At 69.5% G+C, this 15,626-nt stretch carries 15 protein-coding genes; 8 read left to right on the top strand and 7 right to left on the bottom strand.

Going from position 1 to position 15,626, the window contains the following annotated elements:
• Positions 1 to 13: 13 nt before the first annotated feature.
• Genes HV742_RS24655 through HV742_RS24640 form a run of 4 tightly spaced genes read right to left on the bottom strand, consistent with a single transcriptional unit; the run spans position 14 to position 3,879 of the window.
• Positions 14 to 826 carry a carbohydrate ABC transporter permease gene (locus tag HV742_RS24655; RefSeq protein ID WP_006385279.1) on the bottom strand — a complete coding sequence of 271 codons (813 nt, stop codon included), beginning with the start codon at positions 824 to 826 and terminating at the stop codon, positions 14 to 16.
• Positions 819 to 1,709 carry a carbohydrate ABC transporter permease gene (locus tag HV742_RS24650; protein WP_006385278.1) on the bottom strand — a complete coding sequence of 297 codons (891 nt, stop codon included), beginning with the start codon at positions 1,707 to 1,709 and terminating at the stop codon, positions 819 to 821. The genes HV742_RS24655 and HV742_RS24650 overlap by 8 nt, the downstream gene beginning before the upstream one ends.
• Complete coding sequence (locus tag HV742_RS24645; protein WP_175146614.1) at positions 1,706 to 2,794, bottom strand: ABC transporter ATP-binding protein; 1,089 nt, start codon at positions 2,792 to 2,794, stop codon at positions 1,706 to 1,708. The genes HV742_RS24650 and HV742_RS24645 overlap by 4 nt, the downstream gene beginning before the upstream one ends.
• Positions 2,794 to 3,879: an ABC transporter ATP-binding protein gene (locus tag HV742_RS24640; protein WP_175146613.1), complete on the bottom strand. Its 1,086-nt coding sequence runs from the start codon at positions 3,877 to 3,879 to the stop codon at positions 2,794 to 2,796. The genes HV742_RS24645 and HV742_RS24640 overlap by 1 nt, the downstream gene beginning before the upstream one ends.
• A gap of 230 nt (positions 3,880 to 4,109) precedes the next feature.
• On the opposite strand from HV742_RS24640, the gene HV742_RS24635 reads away from it, so the two are divergent.
• Positions 4,110 to 4,901, top strand: a complete 792-nt coding sequence (locus tag HV742_RS24635; RefSeq protein WP_035360337.1) for a DeoR/GlpR family DNA-binding transcription regulator — start codon at positions 4,110 to 4,112, stop codon at positions 4,899 to 4,901.
• Positions 4,902 to 5,004: 103 nt separating this feature from the next.
• Positions 5,005 to 6,603 (top strand): glycerol-3-phosphate dehydrogenase/oxidase, encoded by a 1,599-nt coding sequence (locus HV742_RS24630; RefSeq protein WP_175146612.1) that lies wholly within the window; start codon positions 5,005 to 5,007, stop codon positions 6,601 to 6,603.
• Between the two features lie 163 nt (positions 6,604 to 6,766).
• On the opposite strand, the gene HV742_RS24625 is transcribed toward HV742_RS24630, so the two are convergent.
• From HV742_RS24625 to curA, 3 genes are all read right to left on the bottom strand, one after another.
• Positions 6,767 to 7,381 (bottom strand): HD-GYP domain-containing protein, encoded by a 615-nt coding sequence (locus HV742_RS24625; protein WP_175146611.1) that lies wholly within the window; start codon positions 7,379 to 7,381, stop codon positions 6,767 to 6,769.
• 129 nt (positions 7,382 to 7,510) lie between these two features.
• Positions 7,511 to 8,191 (bottom strand): type 1 glutamine amidotransferase domain-containing protein, encoded by a 681-nt coding sequence (locus HV742_RS24620; protein ID WP_054417482.1) that lies wholly within the window; start codon positions 8,189 to 8,191, stop codon positions 7,511 to 7,513.
• A gap of 23 nt (positions 8,192 to 8,214) precedes the next feature.
• Complete coding sequence (curA, locus tag HV742_RS24615; protein ID WP_049073412.1) at positions 8,215 to 9,252, bottom strand: NADPH-dependent curcumin/dihydrocurcumin reductase; 1,038 nt, start codon at positions 9,250 to 9,252, stop codon at positions 8,215 to 8,217.
• Between the two features lie 120 nt (positions 9,253 to 9,372).
• Between curA and HV742_RS24610 the strand changes: the two genes are divergently transcribed.
• From HV742_RS24610 to HV742_RS24585, 6 genes are all read left to right on the top strand, one after another.
• The gene (locus HV742_RS24610) at positions 9,373 to 10,140 is read left to right on the top strand and encodes a TetR/AcrR family transcriptional regulator (protein ID WP_175146610.1); all 768 of its coding nucleotides are present in this window, start codon (positions 9,373 to 9,375) and stop codon (positions 10,138 to 10,140) included.
• Positions 10,141 to 10,142: 2 nt separating this feature from the next.
• Positions 10,143 to 11,114 (top strand): HlyD family secretion protein, encoded by a 972-nt coding sequence (locus HV742_RS24605; RefSeq protein WP_175146609.1) that lies wholly within the window; start codon positions 10,143 to 10,145, stop codon positions 11,112 to 11,114.
• Entirely contained in the window at positions 11,111 to 12,073 is a 963-nt protein-coding gene (locus HV742_RS24600) for an ABC transporter ATP-binding protein (RefSeq protein WP_054417478.1), read from the top strand. The genes HV742_RS24605 and HV742_RS24600 overlap by 4 nt, the downstream gene beginning before the upstream one ends.
• Complete coding sequence (locus HV742_RS24595) at positions 12,070 to 13,215, top strand: ABC transporter permease (protein WP_175146608.1); 1,146 nt, start codon at positions 12,070 to 12,072, stop codon at positions 13,213 to 13,215. Before HV742_RS24600 ends, HV742_RS24595 begins: the two co-directional genes overlap by 4 nt.
• Before the next feature lie 8 nt (positions 13,216 to 13,223).
• The gene (locus tag HV742_RS24590; RefSeq protein ID WP_175146607.1) at positions 13,224 to 14,705 is read left to right on the top strand and encodes an efflux transporter outer membrane subunit; all 1,482 of its coding nucleotides are present in this window, start codon (positions 13,224 to 13,226) and stop codon (positions 14,703 to 14,705) included.
• Positions 14,706 to 14,848: 143 nt separating this feature from the next.
• Positions 14,849 to 15,568, top strand: a complete 720-nt coding sequence (locus tag HV742_RS24585; protein WP_059270821.1) for a response regulator transcription factor — start codon at positions 14,849 to 14,851, stop codon at positions 15,566 to 15,568.
• The last annotated feature ends 58 nt before the right edge of the window (positions 15,569 to 15,626 follow it).

The raw sequence follows: 15,626 nt of genomic DNA, 5'->3' as shown, positions 1-15,626 counted from the left end.
GCGCCCTCCCCCCTCAGACCCGGCCCATCGCGAAACCCTTCGCGATGTAGTGCCGCACGAACCAGATGACGATGCCGCCGGGCACGATGGTCAGCACCCCGGCCGCCGCCAGCACGCCCCAGTCCATGCCCGAGGCCGAGACCGTGCGCGTCATGGTGGCGACGATGGGCTTGGCGTTGACCGAGGTCAGCGTGCGCGCAAGCAGCAGCTCGACCCAACTGAACATGAAGCAGAAGAACGCCGCCACGCCCACGCCCGACTTGATCAGCGGCAGGAAGATCGTCAGGAAGAAGCGCGGGAACGAATAGCCGTCCACGTAGGCCGTCTCGTCGATCTCGCGCGGCACGCCCGACATGAAGCCTTCCAGGATCCACACCGCCAGCGGCACGTTGAACACCAGGTGCGCCAGCGCCACCGCCAGGTGCGTGTCCATCAGCCCGAACGAGCTGTACAGCTGGAAGAACGGCAGCAGGAACACCGCCGGCGGCGTCATGCGGTTGGTCAGCAGCCAGAAGAACACGTGCTTGTCGCCGATGAAGCGGTAGCGCGAGAACGCGTAAGCCGCCGGCAGCGCCACCGCCAGCGAGATGACCGTGTTGATGACCACGTAGATCAGCGAATTGATGTAGCCCGAATACCAGGCCGGATCGGTGAAGATGGTCCGGTAGTGCTCCAGCGTGAAATCGCGCGGCCACAGCGTCAGGGTGCTGACGATCTCGGTATTGGTCTTGAACGACATGTTCAGCATCCAGTACAGCGGCAGGATGGCGAACACCAGGTACAGCGCCAGGAAGGCGCCGCGCCACCAGGTGGATTGCTCACGCATTGGCGCGCTCCTCGTCGAAACCGCCGGTGGTGCCGGCGCGCTGCATCCAGTTGTACAGAATGAAGCAGAGCAGCAGGATGATCAGGAAGTAGATGATCGAGAACGCCGCCGCCGGGCCCAGGTCGAACTGGCCCACGGCCTTCTGCGTCAGGTACTGCGACAGGAAGGTGGTGGCATTGCCCGGCCCGCCGCCGGTCAGCACGAACGGCTCGGTGTAGATCATGAAGCTGTCCATGAAGCGCAGCAGCACCGCGATCATCAGCACGCCGCGCATCTTGGGCAGCTGGATGTAGCGGAACACCGCCAGGCGCGAGGCGCCATCGATGCGCGCGGCCTGGTAGTAGGCGTCGGGAATGGCGCGCAGGCCGGCATAGCACAGCAGCGCCACCAGCGGCGTCCAGTGCCAGACGTCCATCACCAGCACCGTGACCCAGGCATCCAGGTCGTTGCCGGTGTAGTTGTAGTCCACCCCCAGCCACGACAGCGTCGCCCCCAGCAGGCCGATGTCGGTGCGCCCGAACACCTGCCAGATGGTGCCCACCACGTTCCACGGGATCAGCAGCGACAGCGCGATGATGACCAGCACCGCCGAGGCGCGCCAGCCGCTGGCCGGCATCGACAGCGCCAGCAGGATGCCCAGCGGGATCTCGATGGCCAGCACCGCCAGCGAGAAGCCGATCTGGCGCAGCAGCGCGCCGTGCAGTTCCTCGTCCTGCAGCACGGCGGCGAACCATTCGGTGCCGACGAACACGCGGCGCTCGGGCGAAATGATGTCCTGCACCGAGTAGTTGACGATGGTCATCAGCGGCAGGATGGCCGAGAACGCCACGCACAGCACCACGGGCAGCACCAGGAACCAGGCCCGGTGATCGATCGGTTTCATCGGATCAGCTCCTCGTCGCGGTAGAAGCAGGTATGCGGATTGAGCGCCGACAGCCACACCGTGGCGCCGGGCGCGATGGATGCCGCCTCGGTGCCCAGGCGGGCGCGCAGCGGCGCGCCCTCGAAGTCGGCCAGCAGCAAGGTGTAGGTGCCCACGTCCTGCACCCGCTGGACCGTGGCCGGGATGGCGCCAGGCGCGTTGGCGTCGGCCAGACGCAGGTATTCCGGCCGCACGCCCAGCTTGACCGGGCCGGCGTCGGCCAGTCGGGTCGCCATCGCATCCGGCAGGCCGTCGACACGGCGCTGGCCCACCATCAGGCCGCCGTCGCGCCATTGCGCCGGCAGGAAGTTCATGCCGGGCGAGCCGATGAAATGGCCGACGAAGGTATGCGCCGGCCGCTCGAACAGGTCGTCGGCGCTGCCCACCTGCACCGCGCGGCCGCGCGCCATCACCATCACCTGGTCGGCGAAGGTCAGCGCCTCGGTCTGGTCGTGCGTGACGTAGATCAGCGTCAGCTTGAACTCGTGGTGGATTTCCTTGAGCTTGCGGCGCAGCTCCCACTTCAGTTGCGGGTCGATCACGGTCAGCGGTTCGTCGAACAGCACCGCCGACACGTCGTTGCGCACCAGGCCGCGGCCCAGCGAGATCTTCTGCTTGGCGTCGGCCGTCAGGCCGCTGGCGCGGCGCTCCAGCACGTGCGACATCTCCAGCATCTCGGCGATGCGGCCGACGCGCTCGCGGATCTGCTTGGCGGGCACGCCGCGGTTGCGCAGCGGAAACGCCAGGTTCTCGGCCACGGTCATGGTGTCGTACACCACCGGAAACTGGAACACCTGGGCGATGTTGCGCGCCTGCGGCGTCTTGTGGGTAACGTCCCGGCCGTCGAACAGGATGCGGCCGTGCGAGGGCCGCAGCAGGCCCGAGACGCAATTGAGCAAGGTGGTCTTGCCGCAGCCCGAGGGGCCCAGCAAGGCGTAGGCGCCGCCGTCGCGGAAGGTGAACTTGAGCGGCAGCAGCGCGTAGTCCTCGTCGGCCTGGGGGTTGGCGACGTAGGAATGGGAGAGGTCCAGCTCGATCTGCGCCATCAGGCGATCCCTCCGCTGGCGTGGAGTCGGGCGGGCGCCGCCAGCAAGGCGCCGTCGGCGCCGAAGGCGTAGGTCTGGGCCGGGTCGAAGTACAGTGTCAGGCGCTGCTCCAGCGTGTAGCGATGCACGCCCGACAGCTGCGCGACCACGTCGCCGGCGGCCGTTTCGGCGTGCACGAAGGTGTCTGACCCGGAGATCTCGGCCAGCTTGACCACGCCGTCCAGGCCGATGTGGCCAGGGCGCGCCGCAATGTCCAACGCCCCCGCCCGCAAGCCGGCGGTGAGCGCCCCGCCCGCGCCCGGCGGCAGTGGCCGCGCGACCGCGATGCCGCCCTGCAGCGTGAAGCCGTCGGCGCCGCGCTGGGCGGCAAACAGGTTCATGGGCGGATCGCTGAAGGCGCGCGCCACCCGGATCGAATTGGGCCGATGGAAGACCTCGGCGGTCGGGCCGTACTGCAGCAGTTCGCCCGCGTCCAGCACGGCGGTGTGGCCGCCCAGCAGCAGTGCCTCGCCCGGCTCGGTGGTGGCATAGACCACGGTCGAGCGGCCTTCGGCGAACAGGGCCGAGAGCTCGTCGCGCAGTTCCTCGCGCAGCTTGTAGTCGAGGTTGACCAGCGGTTCGTCCAGCAGAATCAGCGGCGCGTCCTTGACCAGGGCCCGCGCCAGCGCCACCCGCTGCTGCTGCCCGCCGGACAGTTCAGACGGATGACGGGCCAGCAGGTGGTCGATGTGCAGGCGCGCGGCCATGGCCCCGACCTTGTCGGCGATGCCGGACGCGCCGCGCAGCTTGAGCGGCGAGGCGATGTTGTCGAACACCGTCATGGACGGATAGTTGATGAATTGCTGGTACACCATGGCGACGTTGCGCTGGCGCACGGGCACCCCGGTCACGTCGGCGCCGTCGGCCAGCACCCGGCCCTCGGTGGGCCGGTCGAGCCCGGCCATGATGCGCATCAGCGATGTCTTGCCCGCCAGGGTCACCCCCAGCAACACGGTCATGGCGCCTGGCACCGGGGCCAGGCTCATGGGATACAGGTGCGTCTGCGAGCCGGCTCGCAACGCAATCCTGTCCAGGGTCAGCTGCATCTGGTCTCCTCTGCCTTTAATACGTCCCCGGTTTATCAACCGGACTTCGGTACATCGGGTACAGCGGCCCTGCGAGCGCGCAAGAACGCGCCGGTTCGGGTTTTTCTTTCAGATCGCTTTCGTTTTTTGTGCGTTTTACTCAAGAAGCGAAAAAAATACAATCTTGCAGCGCGTCATTATTTTTCGCTTTTGTTGTTTTATGATGCGACTGTGACACTCCATACGCCAACATGACACTCAATCCCAGACAAAGCGCCTTGATCGAAATGGTTCGAGCCCAGGGCTCGGCCACGATCGAAGAGCTGGCCAAACGCTTCGACGTCACGCTGCAGACCGTGCGGCGCGACGTCAACATCCTGTCCGAAGCCGGCCTGCTGTCGCGCTTCCACGGCGGCGTGCGCATCGAAGCGTCGACCATCGAGAACATCGCCTACCGCAAGCGCCAGGGGCTGCACGCGGCCGGCAAGCAACGCATCGCCGAGGCCGTGGCCCGCGCCGTGCCCGATGGCTGCTCGCTGATCCTGAACATCGGCACCACCACCGAGGCCATCGCCCGCGCCCTGCTGCGCCATCGCGGCCTGCGCGTCATCACCAACAACCTGCACGTGGCCGACATCCTTTCCGACAACCCGGATTGCGAAGTCATCGTCGCCGGCGGCGTGGTGCGTTCGCGCGACCGCGGCATCGTCGGCGAGGCCACCATGGACTTCATCCGCCAGTTCCGGGTCGACATCGGCCTGATCGGCATTTCCGGCATCGAGGCCGACGGCACGCTGCGCGACTACGACTTCCGCGAAGTGCGCGTGTCCCGCACCATCATCGAACAGTCGCGCGAAGTATGGCTGGCGGCCGACAGCAGCAAATTCAAGCGCCAGGCCATGGTGGAACTGGCGCACATCTCGCAGATCGACCGCTTCTTCACCGACGCGCATCCGCAGGAACCGCTGGCGCAAGTGCTGCTGGACGCCGGCGTGCGCTGCGAAGTGGCCGCCGCGCCGAACGCGGCCAAGGTACCCGCCTGACCGGCTTGACCCGGCCCGCGGCACGGCGCTTGCGCCGCGCCCGGCCGGCACGAAAAGAAACGAACACCGCACCGAACCCTAGCGGCCCCGCCGCCCCACGCATATGAACCAACCGCTCGCCACCGTCACCCCGCCCGACCGCAATCGCCTGCTGGCGCAACTGGACAACACGCCCGCCTGGGACGTGATCGTCATCGGCGGCGGCGCGACCGGCCTGGGCACCGCCGTCGACGCCGCCAGCCGCGGCTACCGCACCCTGCTGATCGAGGCGGCCGACTTCGCCAAGGGCACCTCCAGCAAGGCCACCAAGCTGGTACACGGCGGCGTGCGCTACCTGGCGCAGGGCAACATCAGCCTGGTGCGCGAAGCGCTGCACGAACGCGGCCTGCTCAACCGCAACGCGCCGCATCTGGTGTGGCCGCTGGGCTTCGTGGTGCCGGCCTACAACCTGCTGGACCAGCCCTTCTACGGCATCGGCCTGAAGATGTACGACATGCTGGCCGGCAAGCTGAATCTATCGCCCAGCCGCTGGCTGTCGCGTCGCGACACGCTGGCCAACGCGCCGACGCTGGCCGAGAACGTAAACGGCCGCGGCCTGAAGGGCGGCGTGCTGTACTACGACGGCCAGTTCGACGACGCGCGCCTGGCGCTGAGCCTGATGCGCACCCTGTTCGACCTGGGCGGCACCGCGGTCAACTACGTGCGCGCCACCGGCCTGACCACCACCGGCGGCAAGGTCGACGGCGTCACGGCGCAGGACGCGCTGGGCGGCTCCAGCTTCACGCTGCGGGCGCGCTGCGTCATCAACGCCACCGGCGTCTGGGTCGACAGCGTGCGCCGCATGGAAGACAAGAACGCGCCCACCATGGTGGCGCCCAGCCAGGGCGTGCACCTGACGCTGCCGCACGATTTCCTGCCCGGCAAGCGCGCCATCCTGATCCCCAAGACCGACGACGGCCGCGTGCTGTTCGTGGTGCCGTGGAACGGCCACACCATCGTCGGCACCACCGACTCGCCGCGCAACGACCTGCCGCTGGATCCGGAAGCCGGCGCCCAAGACGTCGATTTCATCCTGAGCACCGCCGCGCGCTATCTCAGCCGCAAGCCGACCCGCGACGACGTCACCAGCGTCTGGGCGGGCCTGCGGCCGCTGGTCAAGGCCACCGGCGACGCCTCGACAAAATCGCTGTCGCGCGAGCACACCATCCTGGTGTCGCAGGCGGGGTTGGTGACCGTGACCGGCGGCAAGTGGACCACCTACCGCCGCATGGCGCAGGACGTGGTCGACACCGCGATCCAGCACCAGTTGCTGACGCAGGCCAGCTGCCGTACCGAGTCGCTGGCGCTGCATGGCGCCAACGGGCTGGCGCCGTCCCAGGAACACGCCGGCACGCCGGACAGCTACTACGGCAGCGACCTGCCCGTGCTCAAGTCCCTGCCCGGCGCCGAGCGCATGCTGGTCAAGAGCAGCGGCCTGTCCGAAGCCCACGTGCGCTTCGCCGCGCGCTTCGAGCTGGCGCGCAGCGCCGAGGACGTGCTGGCGCGCCGCAACCGCGCGCTGTTCCTGGACGCCGAGGCCGCCATGCTGGCGGCGCCCGAAGTAGCGCGCATCCTGGCCGAGGAACTGGGCCACGACGCCGCCTGGCAGCAACGCACGCTGCAGGAACTGGCCGGCGTGGCGGCGCACTACCGCCTGAAGTGAGACGCTGAAGTGAGGCGCTGAATTCACACGCTGAAGTGCCGCGCTGAAGCGGCGCGCCCGGCCGCGCCGTGATCGTCCCCACCCGCAACGCCGCGCCGGCATGGCGCGGCGTTGTCGCATGGGGCCGGGGCAGCTTCACACGACAAGCAGCCCCGCACAGGCCCTAGGGCACGCGCAGCGGGCTGGACTGGATCATGGTCTCGAACACGCGCAGCAGGTCGGGATCGCACTTGGATCCCGCTTCCACATTGAGGATGCGCATGATCTCGGCGTGCGTGCGCGCCGGATGATAGGGCCGCGCGTCACCGAGCGCGTCGTAGGAATCGGCCAGTGAAATGATGCGCGCGTGCAGCGGGATGTCGTGGCCCGCCAGCCCCTCGGGATAGCCCGAGCCATCGAAATGCTCGTGGTGGTGGCGCACGGCCAGCGCGATGCGCTCGCGCTGCGGCATGTCGCTCTGCAGGATGATGTCCGCGCCGACGGCGGCATGCGACTTCATGATTTCCCAATCTTCTTTTTCGAGGCGGCTGGGCGAGAACAGCACACGATCGGGCGTGCCGATCTTGCCCACGTCGTGCAGGCGGGCGGCAACGGCGACAGCCTGCTGTTCATCGTCGTCCAGGCCGCAGGCCCGGGCCAGCGCCACGCTCAGGGCGACGACGCGGTGGCAATGGCGGCCGGTGGCGGCGTCGCGGGCCCGCATGGCGGCGAACAGCGCCGCTTCGCAAGATCCGGCGGGAAACGCGGCGTCCGCGCTTGGGGGTACATCTGGAGGCATCGGTGTGAGCGCGCGCGGTTGCAACGGAACCCCGCGCTTGTGTCAGAAAGTATCAATTCTGACACAAGCGCGTGCGATTTCGGCGCGGTCGGCGCCTGCGCGCCGCCAGATCGGCGCGCGGCCACGCGGTCAACCCTTCAAGCGCTCCAGCAGCGCCTGCGCCACGCCGACCGATGAGGCCGGGTTCTGCCCCGTGATCAGCAGGCCATCGGAAACCACGTGCGGCTGCCAGTCGGCGCCCTTGCTGTAGAGGCCGCCCAACAGCGCCAGTTCATCTTCCACCAGGAAGGGCACGACGGCGGTCAACTGCACCGCCGCTTCTTCCGTGTTGGAAAAACCGGTCACCTGGCGGCCCTGCACCAGCGGCTTGCCGTCGGCGGTCTTGGCGTGGCGCAGCACGCCCGGCGCGTGGCAGACCGCCGCCACGGGCTTGCCCGCCGCCAGCATGGTCTCGATCAGCGCCACCGACTTGGGGTCTTCGGCCAGGTCCCATAGCGGGCCGTGGCCGCCGGGATAGAACACCGCATCGTAATCGGCGGCCTGCACCTCGGCCAGCCGGCGCGTGTTGGCCAGCCGCCGCTGCGCCTCGGCGTCCTGGCGGAAGCGGCGCGTGTCATCGGTCTGGGCGTCGGGATCGTCACTCTTGGGATCGAGCGGCGGCTGCCCGCCCTGCGGCGAGGCCAGCGTCAGCGTGGCGCCCGCGTCCAGGAAGGCGTAGTACGGGGCGGCAAATTCCTCCAGCCAGAAGCCGGTCTTGCGGCCGGTGTTGCCCAGCGTGTCGTGGGAAGTCAGCACGATCAGGATATTCATGTTGCGCTCCTCATGTTGCGTTCCTATTCATCCGGTCCGACGCGCACGATGCGCTTGCCGGCGTTCTCGCCCTTGAGCAGGCCCATCAGCCCGCGCGGCGCGTTCTCCAGGCCATCGACCACGTCTTCGCGGTACTTGATGCGGCCGTCGCGCAGCAGCTCCTGCATGGCCGCGCGGAACTCGCCGAAACGCGGCGCGTATTCGTTGAAGATGATGAAGCCCTGCATCTTGATGCGCTTGGTCAGGATAGTGCGCATCAGCAGCGGCAGGCGGTCGGGGCCGTCGGGCAGGCTGGTGGCGTTGTAGGCCGAGATCAGGCCGCACACCGGCACCCGCGCGCGCGGATTGAGCAGCGGCAGCACGGCATCGAACACCGCGCCGCCGACGTTCTCGAAATACACGTCGATCCCCTGCGGCACGGCCTTGGCCAGCAGGTTGGCCATGGCCGGATCGCGGTGGTCGATGCAGGCGTCAAAGCCCAGTTCCTCGACCACGTAGCGGCATTTGTCGGGACCGCCGGCGATGCCGACCGCCTTGCAGCCATGGATCTTGGCCAGTTGGCCCACCACCGCGCCGACCGCGCCGCTGGCGGCGGCCACCACCACGGTTTCGCCGGCCTTCGGCTGGCCGATGTCCAGCAGGCCCATGTAGCCGGTGAAGCCGGGCATGCCCAGCACGCCCAGCGAATACGACGGACGCTCGGGCGCCGAACCCAGCTTGAGCAGGCCGCTGCCGTCCGAGACGGCGTAGTCCTGCCAGCCCGACTGGGACAGCACCCACTCGCCCACCGGATAGTCGGCGTGGCGCGAGGCCACCACCCGGGCCACGGTGCCGCCCACCATGGGCTGGCCGACCTGCACCGGCTCGGCGTACGAGGGCGCGTCGCTCATGCGGCCGCGCATGTAGGGATCGAGGGAAAGATAGACCGTGCGCAGCAGCAGCTGGCCCGGCCCGGGTTCGGGGACCGCGCCGGTTTCCAGGCGGAAATCGCTGTCGGCGGGTTCGCCGCGTGGCCGCGAGGCCAGGACGATGCGGCGGTTGAGGGAGGACGATTGCGGCATGGCGTGCTGACTCCTTCTGTTCCGGTTCGGCCATTACACCACCCCAGCCGCGCCGGCCGCCGGCCGACCCTGCGGGCTGCTCCCCTTTTAATTAATTAAATACTTAATTAGAATCTGCCCATGCCTGCCAAGCCTTCCCCCGCGCGCCGTCCCGGCCGCCCCGCCCGTCCCGACAGCGCCGCCGTGCGCGACCAACTGCTGGACATCGCCACCGACCTGTTCGCCACCCAGGGCGTCGCCGCCACCCGCCTGGCCCACATCGCCGAACGCGCCGGGTTCACCTCGGCCATGCTGCACTACTACTTCAAGAGCCGCGACCAGTTGCTGGACGCCGTGGTGCTGGAACGCGTGGTGCCGGTCATCGGCTACGTCTGGAGCCCGGTGCCGCAGACGGCGCGGCGCCTGGACGGTTCCGCCGACACGGCGCGCATCGTCATCACCGAGATCGTCTCGCGCATCGTGCGCTGCGGCACCGACCGGCCCTGGCTCCCGGCCCTGTGGATGCACGAGGTCGTCAACGAAGGCGGCCAGTTGCGCGAGCGCGTGCTGCGCCACCTGCCGGCCCAGCGCCTGCAGGTGTTCGCCGGCCTGATCGCCGACAGCCAGCGCGCCGGCGCCATCACCCCGGGCGTGGAGCCGCGGCTGGTGTTCCTGTCGATCCTGGGCCTGACGCTGCTGCCGCTGGCCACGTCCAGCCTGTGGCGCCGCATCTGGCAGAACGATCCGCGGGTCCAGGCCATCGACCACGACGCCATTGCCGCGCACGCCATCGCCATGCTCACGGGCGGGCTGTTTTCCCCGCCAGCCCCGGCGCCCGCCGCGCCGGCACAGCGGACCCGGCGCGCCAAGCCGGCCGCCACCACCGAACCGCCCGCCACAGGACGCTGACCATGCGCACCCCTTCCCTCCCGCGCTACGCGCTGCCCGTCGCCGCCGCGCTCGGCCTGTCGCTGCTGGCCGCCTGCGGCAAGCGCGACGATGCCGTCTACCAGGGCTACGTCGAGGGCGAATACCTCTACATCGCCTCGTCCGAGGCCGGCCGGCTCGATACGCTGTCCGTGCAGCGCGGCGAGCAGGTCGCCGCCGCCGCGCCACTGTTCGCGCTGGAGGCGACGCGCGAAACCGCGGCGCGCGACCAGGCCGGCGCGCAGTTGGCGGCGGCCAGCGCCCAGCTGGAAGACATCGCCACCGGCAAGCGGCCGCCCGAGGTCGATGTCGCCCGCGCCCAGCTGGCCCAGGCCGAGGCCGCCAGCCGGCGCTCGGCGGCGCAACTGGCGCGTGACACCGCGCAGTTCCGCGCCGGCGGCGTGGCGCGTGCGCAGCTGGACGACAGCCGCGAGCAGGCCCAATCGGATGCCGCACGCGTGCGCGAGCTGCGCGCCCAGCTGGAAGTGGCCAACCTGCCCGGCCGCCAGGACCAGCGCCGCGCCCAGGCCGCCCAGGTCGAGGCGGCGCGCGCGACGCTGGCGCAGGCCGACTGGACCCTGGCGCAGAAACGCCTGGCGGCGCCCGCCGCCGCCCTGGTGTTCGACACGCTGTACCGCGTGGGCGAATGGGTGCCGGCCGGCAGCCCGGTGGTCAGCCTGCTGCCGCCGGGCAACATCAAGGTTCGCTTCTTCGTGCCGGAGAGCGTGATCGGCACGCTCAAGCCCGGGCAGCAGGCCATGGTGCGTTGCGACGGTTGCGGCGACCCGGTGCCGGTGCGCATCGACTACATCTCGCCGCAGGCCGAGTACACGCCGCCGGTGATCTACAGCCGCGAAACGCGCGGCAAGCTGGTCTACATGGTCGAGGCCCGCCCCGCGCCGGACGCGGCCACGCGGCTGCATCCGGGCCAGCCGGTCGAGGCGGCGCTGCAATGAACGGCGCCCCCGCCCGCCCCGCGGCCGAGCGCGGCTACGTCATCGACGTGCACGGCCTGAACAAGCACTTCGGCAACAAGCACGTGGTCAACGACGTTTCGCTGCAAGTGCGCGAAGGCGAGATCTTCGGCTTTCTCGGCCCCAACGGCAGCGGCAAGACCACCAGTATCCGGCTGATGTGCGGCCTGCTCACGCCCGACTCCGGCAGCGGCACCTGCCTGGGCTACGACATCCTCAAGGACAGCGCCGAGATCAAGCGCCACGTCGGCTACATGACGCAGAAGTTCTCGTACTGGGACGACCTGACCATCCGCGAGAACCTGGACTTCGTGGCCCGCATGTACGGCATGCCGAACCGCCGCGAGACCGTTGACCGCGCGCTCGAGGACCTGGGCCTGCAGACCCGCGCCAACCAGCTCACCGGCGCGCTGTCCGGCGGCTGGAAGCAGCGCCTGGCGCTGGCCGCCTGCCTGCTGCACGAGCCGCGCCTGCTGCTGCTGGACGAACCCACCGCCGGCGTCGACCCGACCGCGCGGCGCGACTTCTGGGAACAGCTGCACGAGCTGGCCGCGCGCGGCATTTCGGTGCTGGTCAGCACCCACTACATGGACGAGGCCGAGCGCTGCCACAAGCTGGCCTACATCTCGTACGGCAAGCTGCTGATCCAGGGCACCGCCGATGAAGTCATCGCCCAGCAGCGCCTGACCACCTGGGCCATCCACGGCCATGACCTGGTGCCGCTGGCGCAGCGGCTGCGCGGCGCGCCGGGGGTGGACCAGACCGTGGCCTTCGGCACCGCGCTGCACATCAGCGGCCGCGACGCCGCCGTGCTCGAACGCACCTTGCGAGACGTCGTGGCCGGCCAGGACCTGCGCCTGGAACGCATCGACACCAGCCTGGAGGATGTCTTCATCTACCTGATGAACCGCTCCGACGACAACTACGCGAGCGCGGCATGAGACGCCACCTGGAGGGCTTCTCGTGGTCGCGCTGGTGGAGCATGGTGCTCAAGGAATTCCTGCAGCTGCGGCGCGACCGCATCACCTTCGGCATGATCGTCGGCATCCCGATCATGCAGCTGGCGCTGTTCGGCTACGCCATCAACACCAACCCCAAGCAGCTGCCGACCGCCATCATCGTGGCCGACCACAGCCCGTTCACGCGCAGCTTCGTGGCGGCGATGACCGCGTCCGACTACTTCGACATCGTCGAGACCCTGCCCGACGAAGAGGCCGGCCGCGCCGCGCTGGCGCAGGGCCGGGTGTTGTTCGTGCTGACCATTCCACCGGACTTCTCGCGCCAGCTGCTGCGCGGCGAACGGCCGGCGCTGCTGATCGAGGCCGACGCCACCGACCCGATGGCGACCGGGCTGGCGATCGGCTCGGCCACCCAACTGGCGCAGGCGGTGGCGCGCAAGGACCTGACCGGCCCGCTGGCGCACCTGGCCGGCGGCCAGCCGCCGTTCGACGTGCGCGTGCATCAGCTCTACAACGAAGAACAGATCTCGCAATACAACACCGTGCCCGGCCTGATGGGCGTGATCCTGACCATGACGCTGGTGATGATGACCGGCCTGGCCATGACGCGCGAACGCGAGCGCGGCACCATGGAAAACCTGCTGGCCATGCCGGTGCGGCCGCTGGAGGTGATGACGGGCAAGATCGTGCCCTACATCGCCATCGGCCTGATCCAGGCCACCATTATCCTGCTGGCGGCGTATTTCGTGTTCCACGTGCCGTTCCTGGGCAGTTTGGTGACGGTGTACCTGGGCGCGCTGATCTTCGTGGCCGCCAACCTGACTGTCGGCATCACGCTATCGTCGCTGGCGCAGAACCAGCTGCAGGCAATGCAGCTGACGATGTTCTATTTCCTGCCCAACATGCTGCTGTCCGGTTTCATGTTCCCGTTCCTGGGCATGCCCAAGTGGGCGCAGTACCTGGGCAACCTGCTGCCGCTGACGCACTTCAACCGGCTGATCCGCGGCATCCTGCTCAAGGGCAACGGCTGGTGGGACCTGTGGCCCACCATCTGGCCCATGCTGCTGTTCACCGTGGTCGTCATGACCGCCGCCGTGAAGTTCTACCGCCGCACCCTGGATTGAAGGCCGCCATGCCCCGCCCCCACCTGCCCTTCGCCCGCCGCGCCGCGCTCGTGGCCGCCTGCGCCCTGTTGCCCGGCTGCGCCGTCGGACCGGACTTCGAGCGCCCCGCCGCGCCGCCGGTCGCCGCCTACACCTCGCCGACCGACAGCGCCGCCCCCGCCAGCGGCGCCCAACCGCGCCTCACCGACGCCGACATCCCGGCCCAATGGTGGCGCCTGTTCCGCTCCGACGCGCTGGACACGCTGGTGCGGCAGGCGCTGGAGGCCAGCCCGACCCTGGAACAGGCCCGCGCCCGGCTGCGCCAGGCCGGCGAGGATCTGAACGCGGAGACCGGCGGCCGCCTGCTGCCGGCCGTCGACGCCAACCTGTCGGCGACCCGGCAGAAGATCGATCCGTCCGCCTATGGCGTGCCGGTGACCGAGCAGCCCGCGCCGTTCACGCTCTACAACGCCTCGATCGACGTGTCCTACACGCTCGATGTGTTCGGCGGCAACCGCCGCGCGCTGGAGGGGCTGGCCGCGCAGGTCGACTACCAGTCGCACGAACTGCAGGCCGCGCGCATGACGCTGGCCGCCAACGTCGTGACCACCGCCATCCGCCAGGCCGACCTGGCCGCGCGCCTGGCCGACACCCGCGAGCTGCTGGCGGCCCAGCAGCGCCAGCGCGACATCATGGCGCAGCGCCTGCGGGCCGGCGGCATCGCCGAGGCCGACCTGCGCAACCAGGAACTGCTGCTGGCGCAGACCGCCGCGACCGTGCCGCCGCTGGAATACCAACTGGCCCAGGCCACGCACCAGCTGGCCACCTACCTGGGCCAGCCGCCCGCCGCCTGGCAGGCGCCGCCGCTGCGCCTGGCCGACCTGGCGCTGCCGGCCGAAATTCCCACCGGGGTGCCGTCGGCGCTGACCCGCCAGCGACCCGACATCCTGGCCGCCGAGGCCCTGCTGCACCAGGCCTCGGCCAACGTCGGCGTGGCCACCGCCAACCAATACCCGCGCTTCACCCTGACCGCCAGCTTAGGTTCGCAACGCACCCGGGCCGGCGATATCACCGATGGCGTCAATGTCTGGAACCTGGGCCTGGGGCTGGCGCAACCGCTGTTCCATGGCGGCGAACTGCGCGCCCGCAAGCGTTCGGCCGAGGCCGCCTACGAGGCGGCGGCGGCCGGTTACCGGCAGACCGTGCTGGACGGTTTCCGCCAGGTGGCCGACGCGCTGCGCGCGGTGCAGGCCGACGCCCGCGCCTATGAGGCCTACGACACCACCTGGCGGCGCGCCGACGACGCCGCGCGCATCGCCGGCGAACGCTACCAGGCCGGCGGCATCAGCCACCTGGCCCTGCTGGACAGCCAGCGCCAGCTGCTGCAGACGCGCATCGCCCGCGGCGCGGCCGACGCGGCGCGCTACGCCGACACCGCCGCCTTGCTGCAGGCGCTGGGCGGCGGCTGGTGGAACGAGCCGCCGGACAGTCCGGCCGCTCCCGCCCGATAGCCCGCAAACCCGCGCCAATACATACATTCCACGGCCATGTCCGAGAATTCGGGTCAGAAAGTGGCGTTGTGCGGCGTTTAGGAATCCGTTGTATCCGATGCATCATGCATGCGCTGAAGCTGCACTGATCCCGACAACGATTCATGAATGACCTACTAGACCTGATCGTCTTCTCGCCCGACTCCCGCCAACGCGCGCACCGCAGCGATGCCCTGGCGGGCATGGGCTTCTCGCCCCGCGGTTGCGAGGACTCCAACGGGCTGTTCCGGCTGTTCCAGGCGCGGCGCACGCCGCTGCTGGTGATGGAGGCCGAACTGACCGACCTGTGCATGGCCGTCGCCGGCCTGCGCGCCATGGACACCACCGCCGGCATCGTCGCCGTGTCTACCTTCGATTCGCCCGAAAACCGCATCCTCGGCCTGCACTGCGGCGCCGATGCCTGCTTCCCGACCGACGTGGCCACCGCCGAGATCGCCGCCGCGCTGCAGGCGCTGGTGCGCCGCGTGCCGATCAGCGGGCGGCGGCCGGCCGATGCCGATGCGCGCGCCGGCGCCACCACGCCAGCCGAGGCCACCGGTAAGTGGCAGTTCCAGGATGCCGCCTGGACCCTGGTCAGTCCGCGCGGCACCCGCCTGGCGCTGACCCAGGCCGAACGCGACTTCCTGCTGAAGCTGACCACCAGCCCCGACAAGCGGATGCCGCGTGGCGACCTGCCGGCCAGCGATCCGCAGGCCGGCCGCGATTCGGTGCGACGCACCGACGTGGTCGTCAGCCGGCTGCGCCGCAAGGCCCACGAAACCAATATGGAACTGCCGATCCGCACCGTCTGGGGCTGGGGCTACGCCTTCACCGGCGACATTTGAGGCGGGCGGCGTATCATGCGGGCATGGCCCGCCGGATTCCCGGCGCTGGCCTTGCCAA

The organism is Achromobacter ruhlandii, assembly GCF_902859695.1.
In the GTDB taxonomy this organism is placed as follows: Bacteria; Pseudomonadota; Gammaproteobacteria; order Burkholderiales; family Burkholderiaceae_B; genus Achromobacter; species Achromobacter ruhlandii.
This window is presented reverse-complemented; position numbering and strand designations above follow the sequence as displayed.

What these genes read in the sequence shown, in the direction of transcription:
- HV742_RS24655 (WP_006385279.1), bottom strand. Translation starts at nt 826, where the DNA reads ATGCGTGAGCAATCCACCTGGTGGCGCGGCGCCTTCCTGGCGCTGTAC.
- HV742_RS24650 (WP_006385278.1), bottom strand. Translation starts at nt 1,709, where the DNA reads ATGAAACCGATCGATCACCGGGCCTGGTTCCTGGTGCTGCCCGTGGTG.
- HV742_RS24645 (WP_175146614.1), bottom strand. Translation starts at nt 2,794, where the DNA reads ATGGCGCAGATCGAGCTGGACCTCTCCCATTCCTACGTCGCCAACCCC.
- HV742_RS24640 (WP_175146613.1), bottom strand. Translation starts at nt 3,879, where the DNA reads ATGCAGCTGACCCTGGACAGGATTGCGTTGCGAGCCGGCTCGCAGACG.
- HV742_RS24635 (WP_035360337.1), top strand. Translation starts at nt 4,110, where the DNA reads ATGACACTCAATCCCAGACAAAGCGCCTTGATCGAAATGGTTCGAGCC.
- HV742_RS24630 (WP_175146612.1), top strand. Translation starts at nt 5,005, where the DNA reads ATGAACCAACCGCTCGCCACCGTCACCCCGCCCGACCGCAATCGCCTG.
- HV742_RS24625 (WP_175146611.1), bottom strand. Translation starts at nt 7,381, where the DNA reads ATGCCTCCAGATGTACCCCCAAGCGCGGACGCCGCGTTTCCCGCCGGA.
- HV742_RS24620 (WP_054417482.1), bottom strand. Translation starts at nt 8,191, where the DNA reads ATGAATATCCTGATCGTGCTGACTTCCCACGACACGCTGGGCAACACC.
- curA (WP_049073412.1), bottom strand. Translation starts at nt 9,252, where the DNA reads ATGCCGCAATCGTCCTCCCTCAACCGCCGCATCGTCCTGGCCTCGCGG.
- HV742_RS24610 (WP_175146610.1), top strand. Translation starts at nt 9,373, where the DNA reads ATGCCTGCCAAGCCTTCCCCCGCGCGCCGTCCCGGCCGCCCCGCCCGT.
- HV742_RS24605 (WP_175146609.1), top strand. Translation starts at nt 10,143, where the DNA reads ATGCGCACCCCTTCCCTCCCGCGCTACGCGCTGCCCGTCGCCGCCGCG.
- HV742_RS24600 (WP_054417478.1), top strand. Translation starts at nt 11,111, where the DNA reads ATGAACGGCGCCCCCGCCCGCCCCGCGGCCGAGCGCGGCTACGTCATC.
- HV742_RS24595 (WP_175146608.1), top strand. Translation starts at nt 12,070, where the DNA reads ATGAGACGCCACCTGGAGGGCTTCTCGTGGTCGCGCTGGTGGAGCATG.
- HV742_RS24590 (WP_175146607.1), top strand. Translation starts at nt 13,224, where the DNA reads ATGCCCCGCCCCCACCTGCCCTTCGCCCGCCGCGCCGCGCTCGTGGCC.
- HV742_RS24585 (WP_059270821.1), top strand. Translation starts at nt 14,849, where the DNA reads ATGAATGACCTACTAGACCTGATCGTCTTCTCGCCCGACTCCCGCCAA.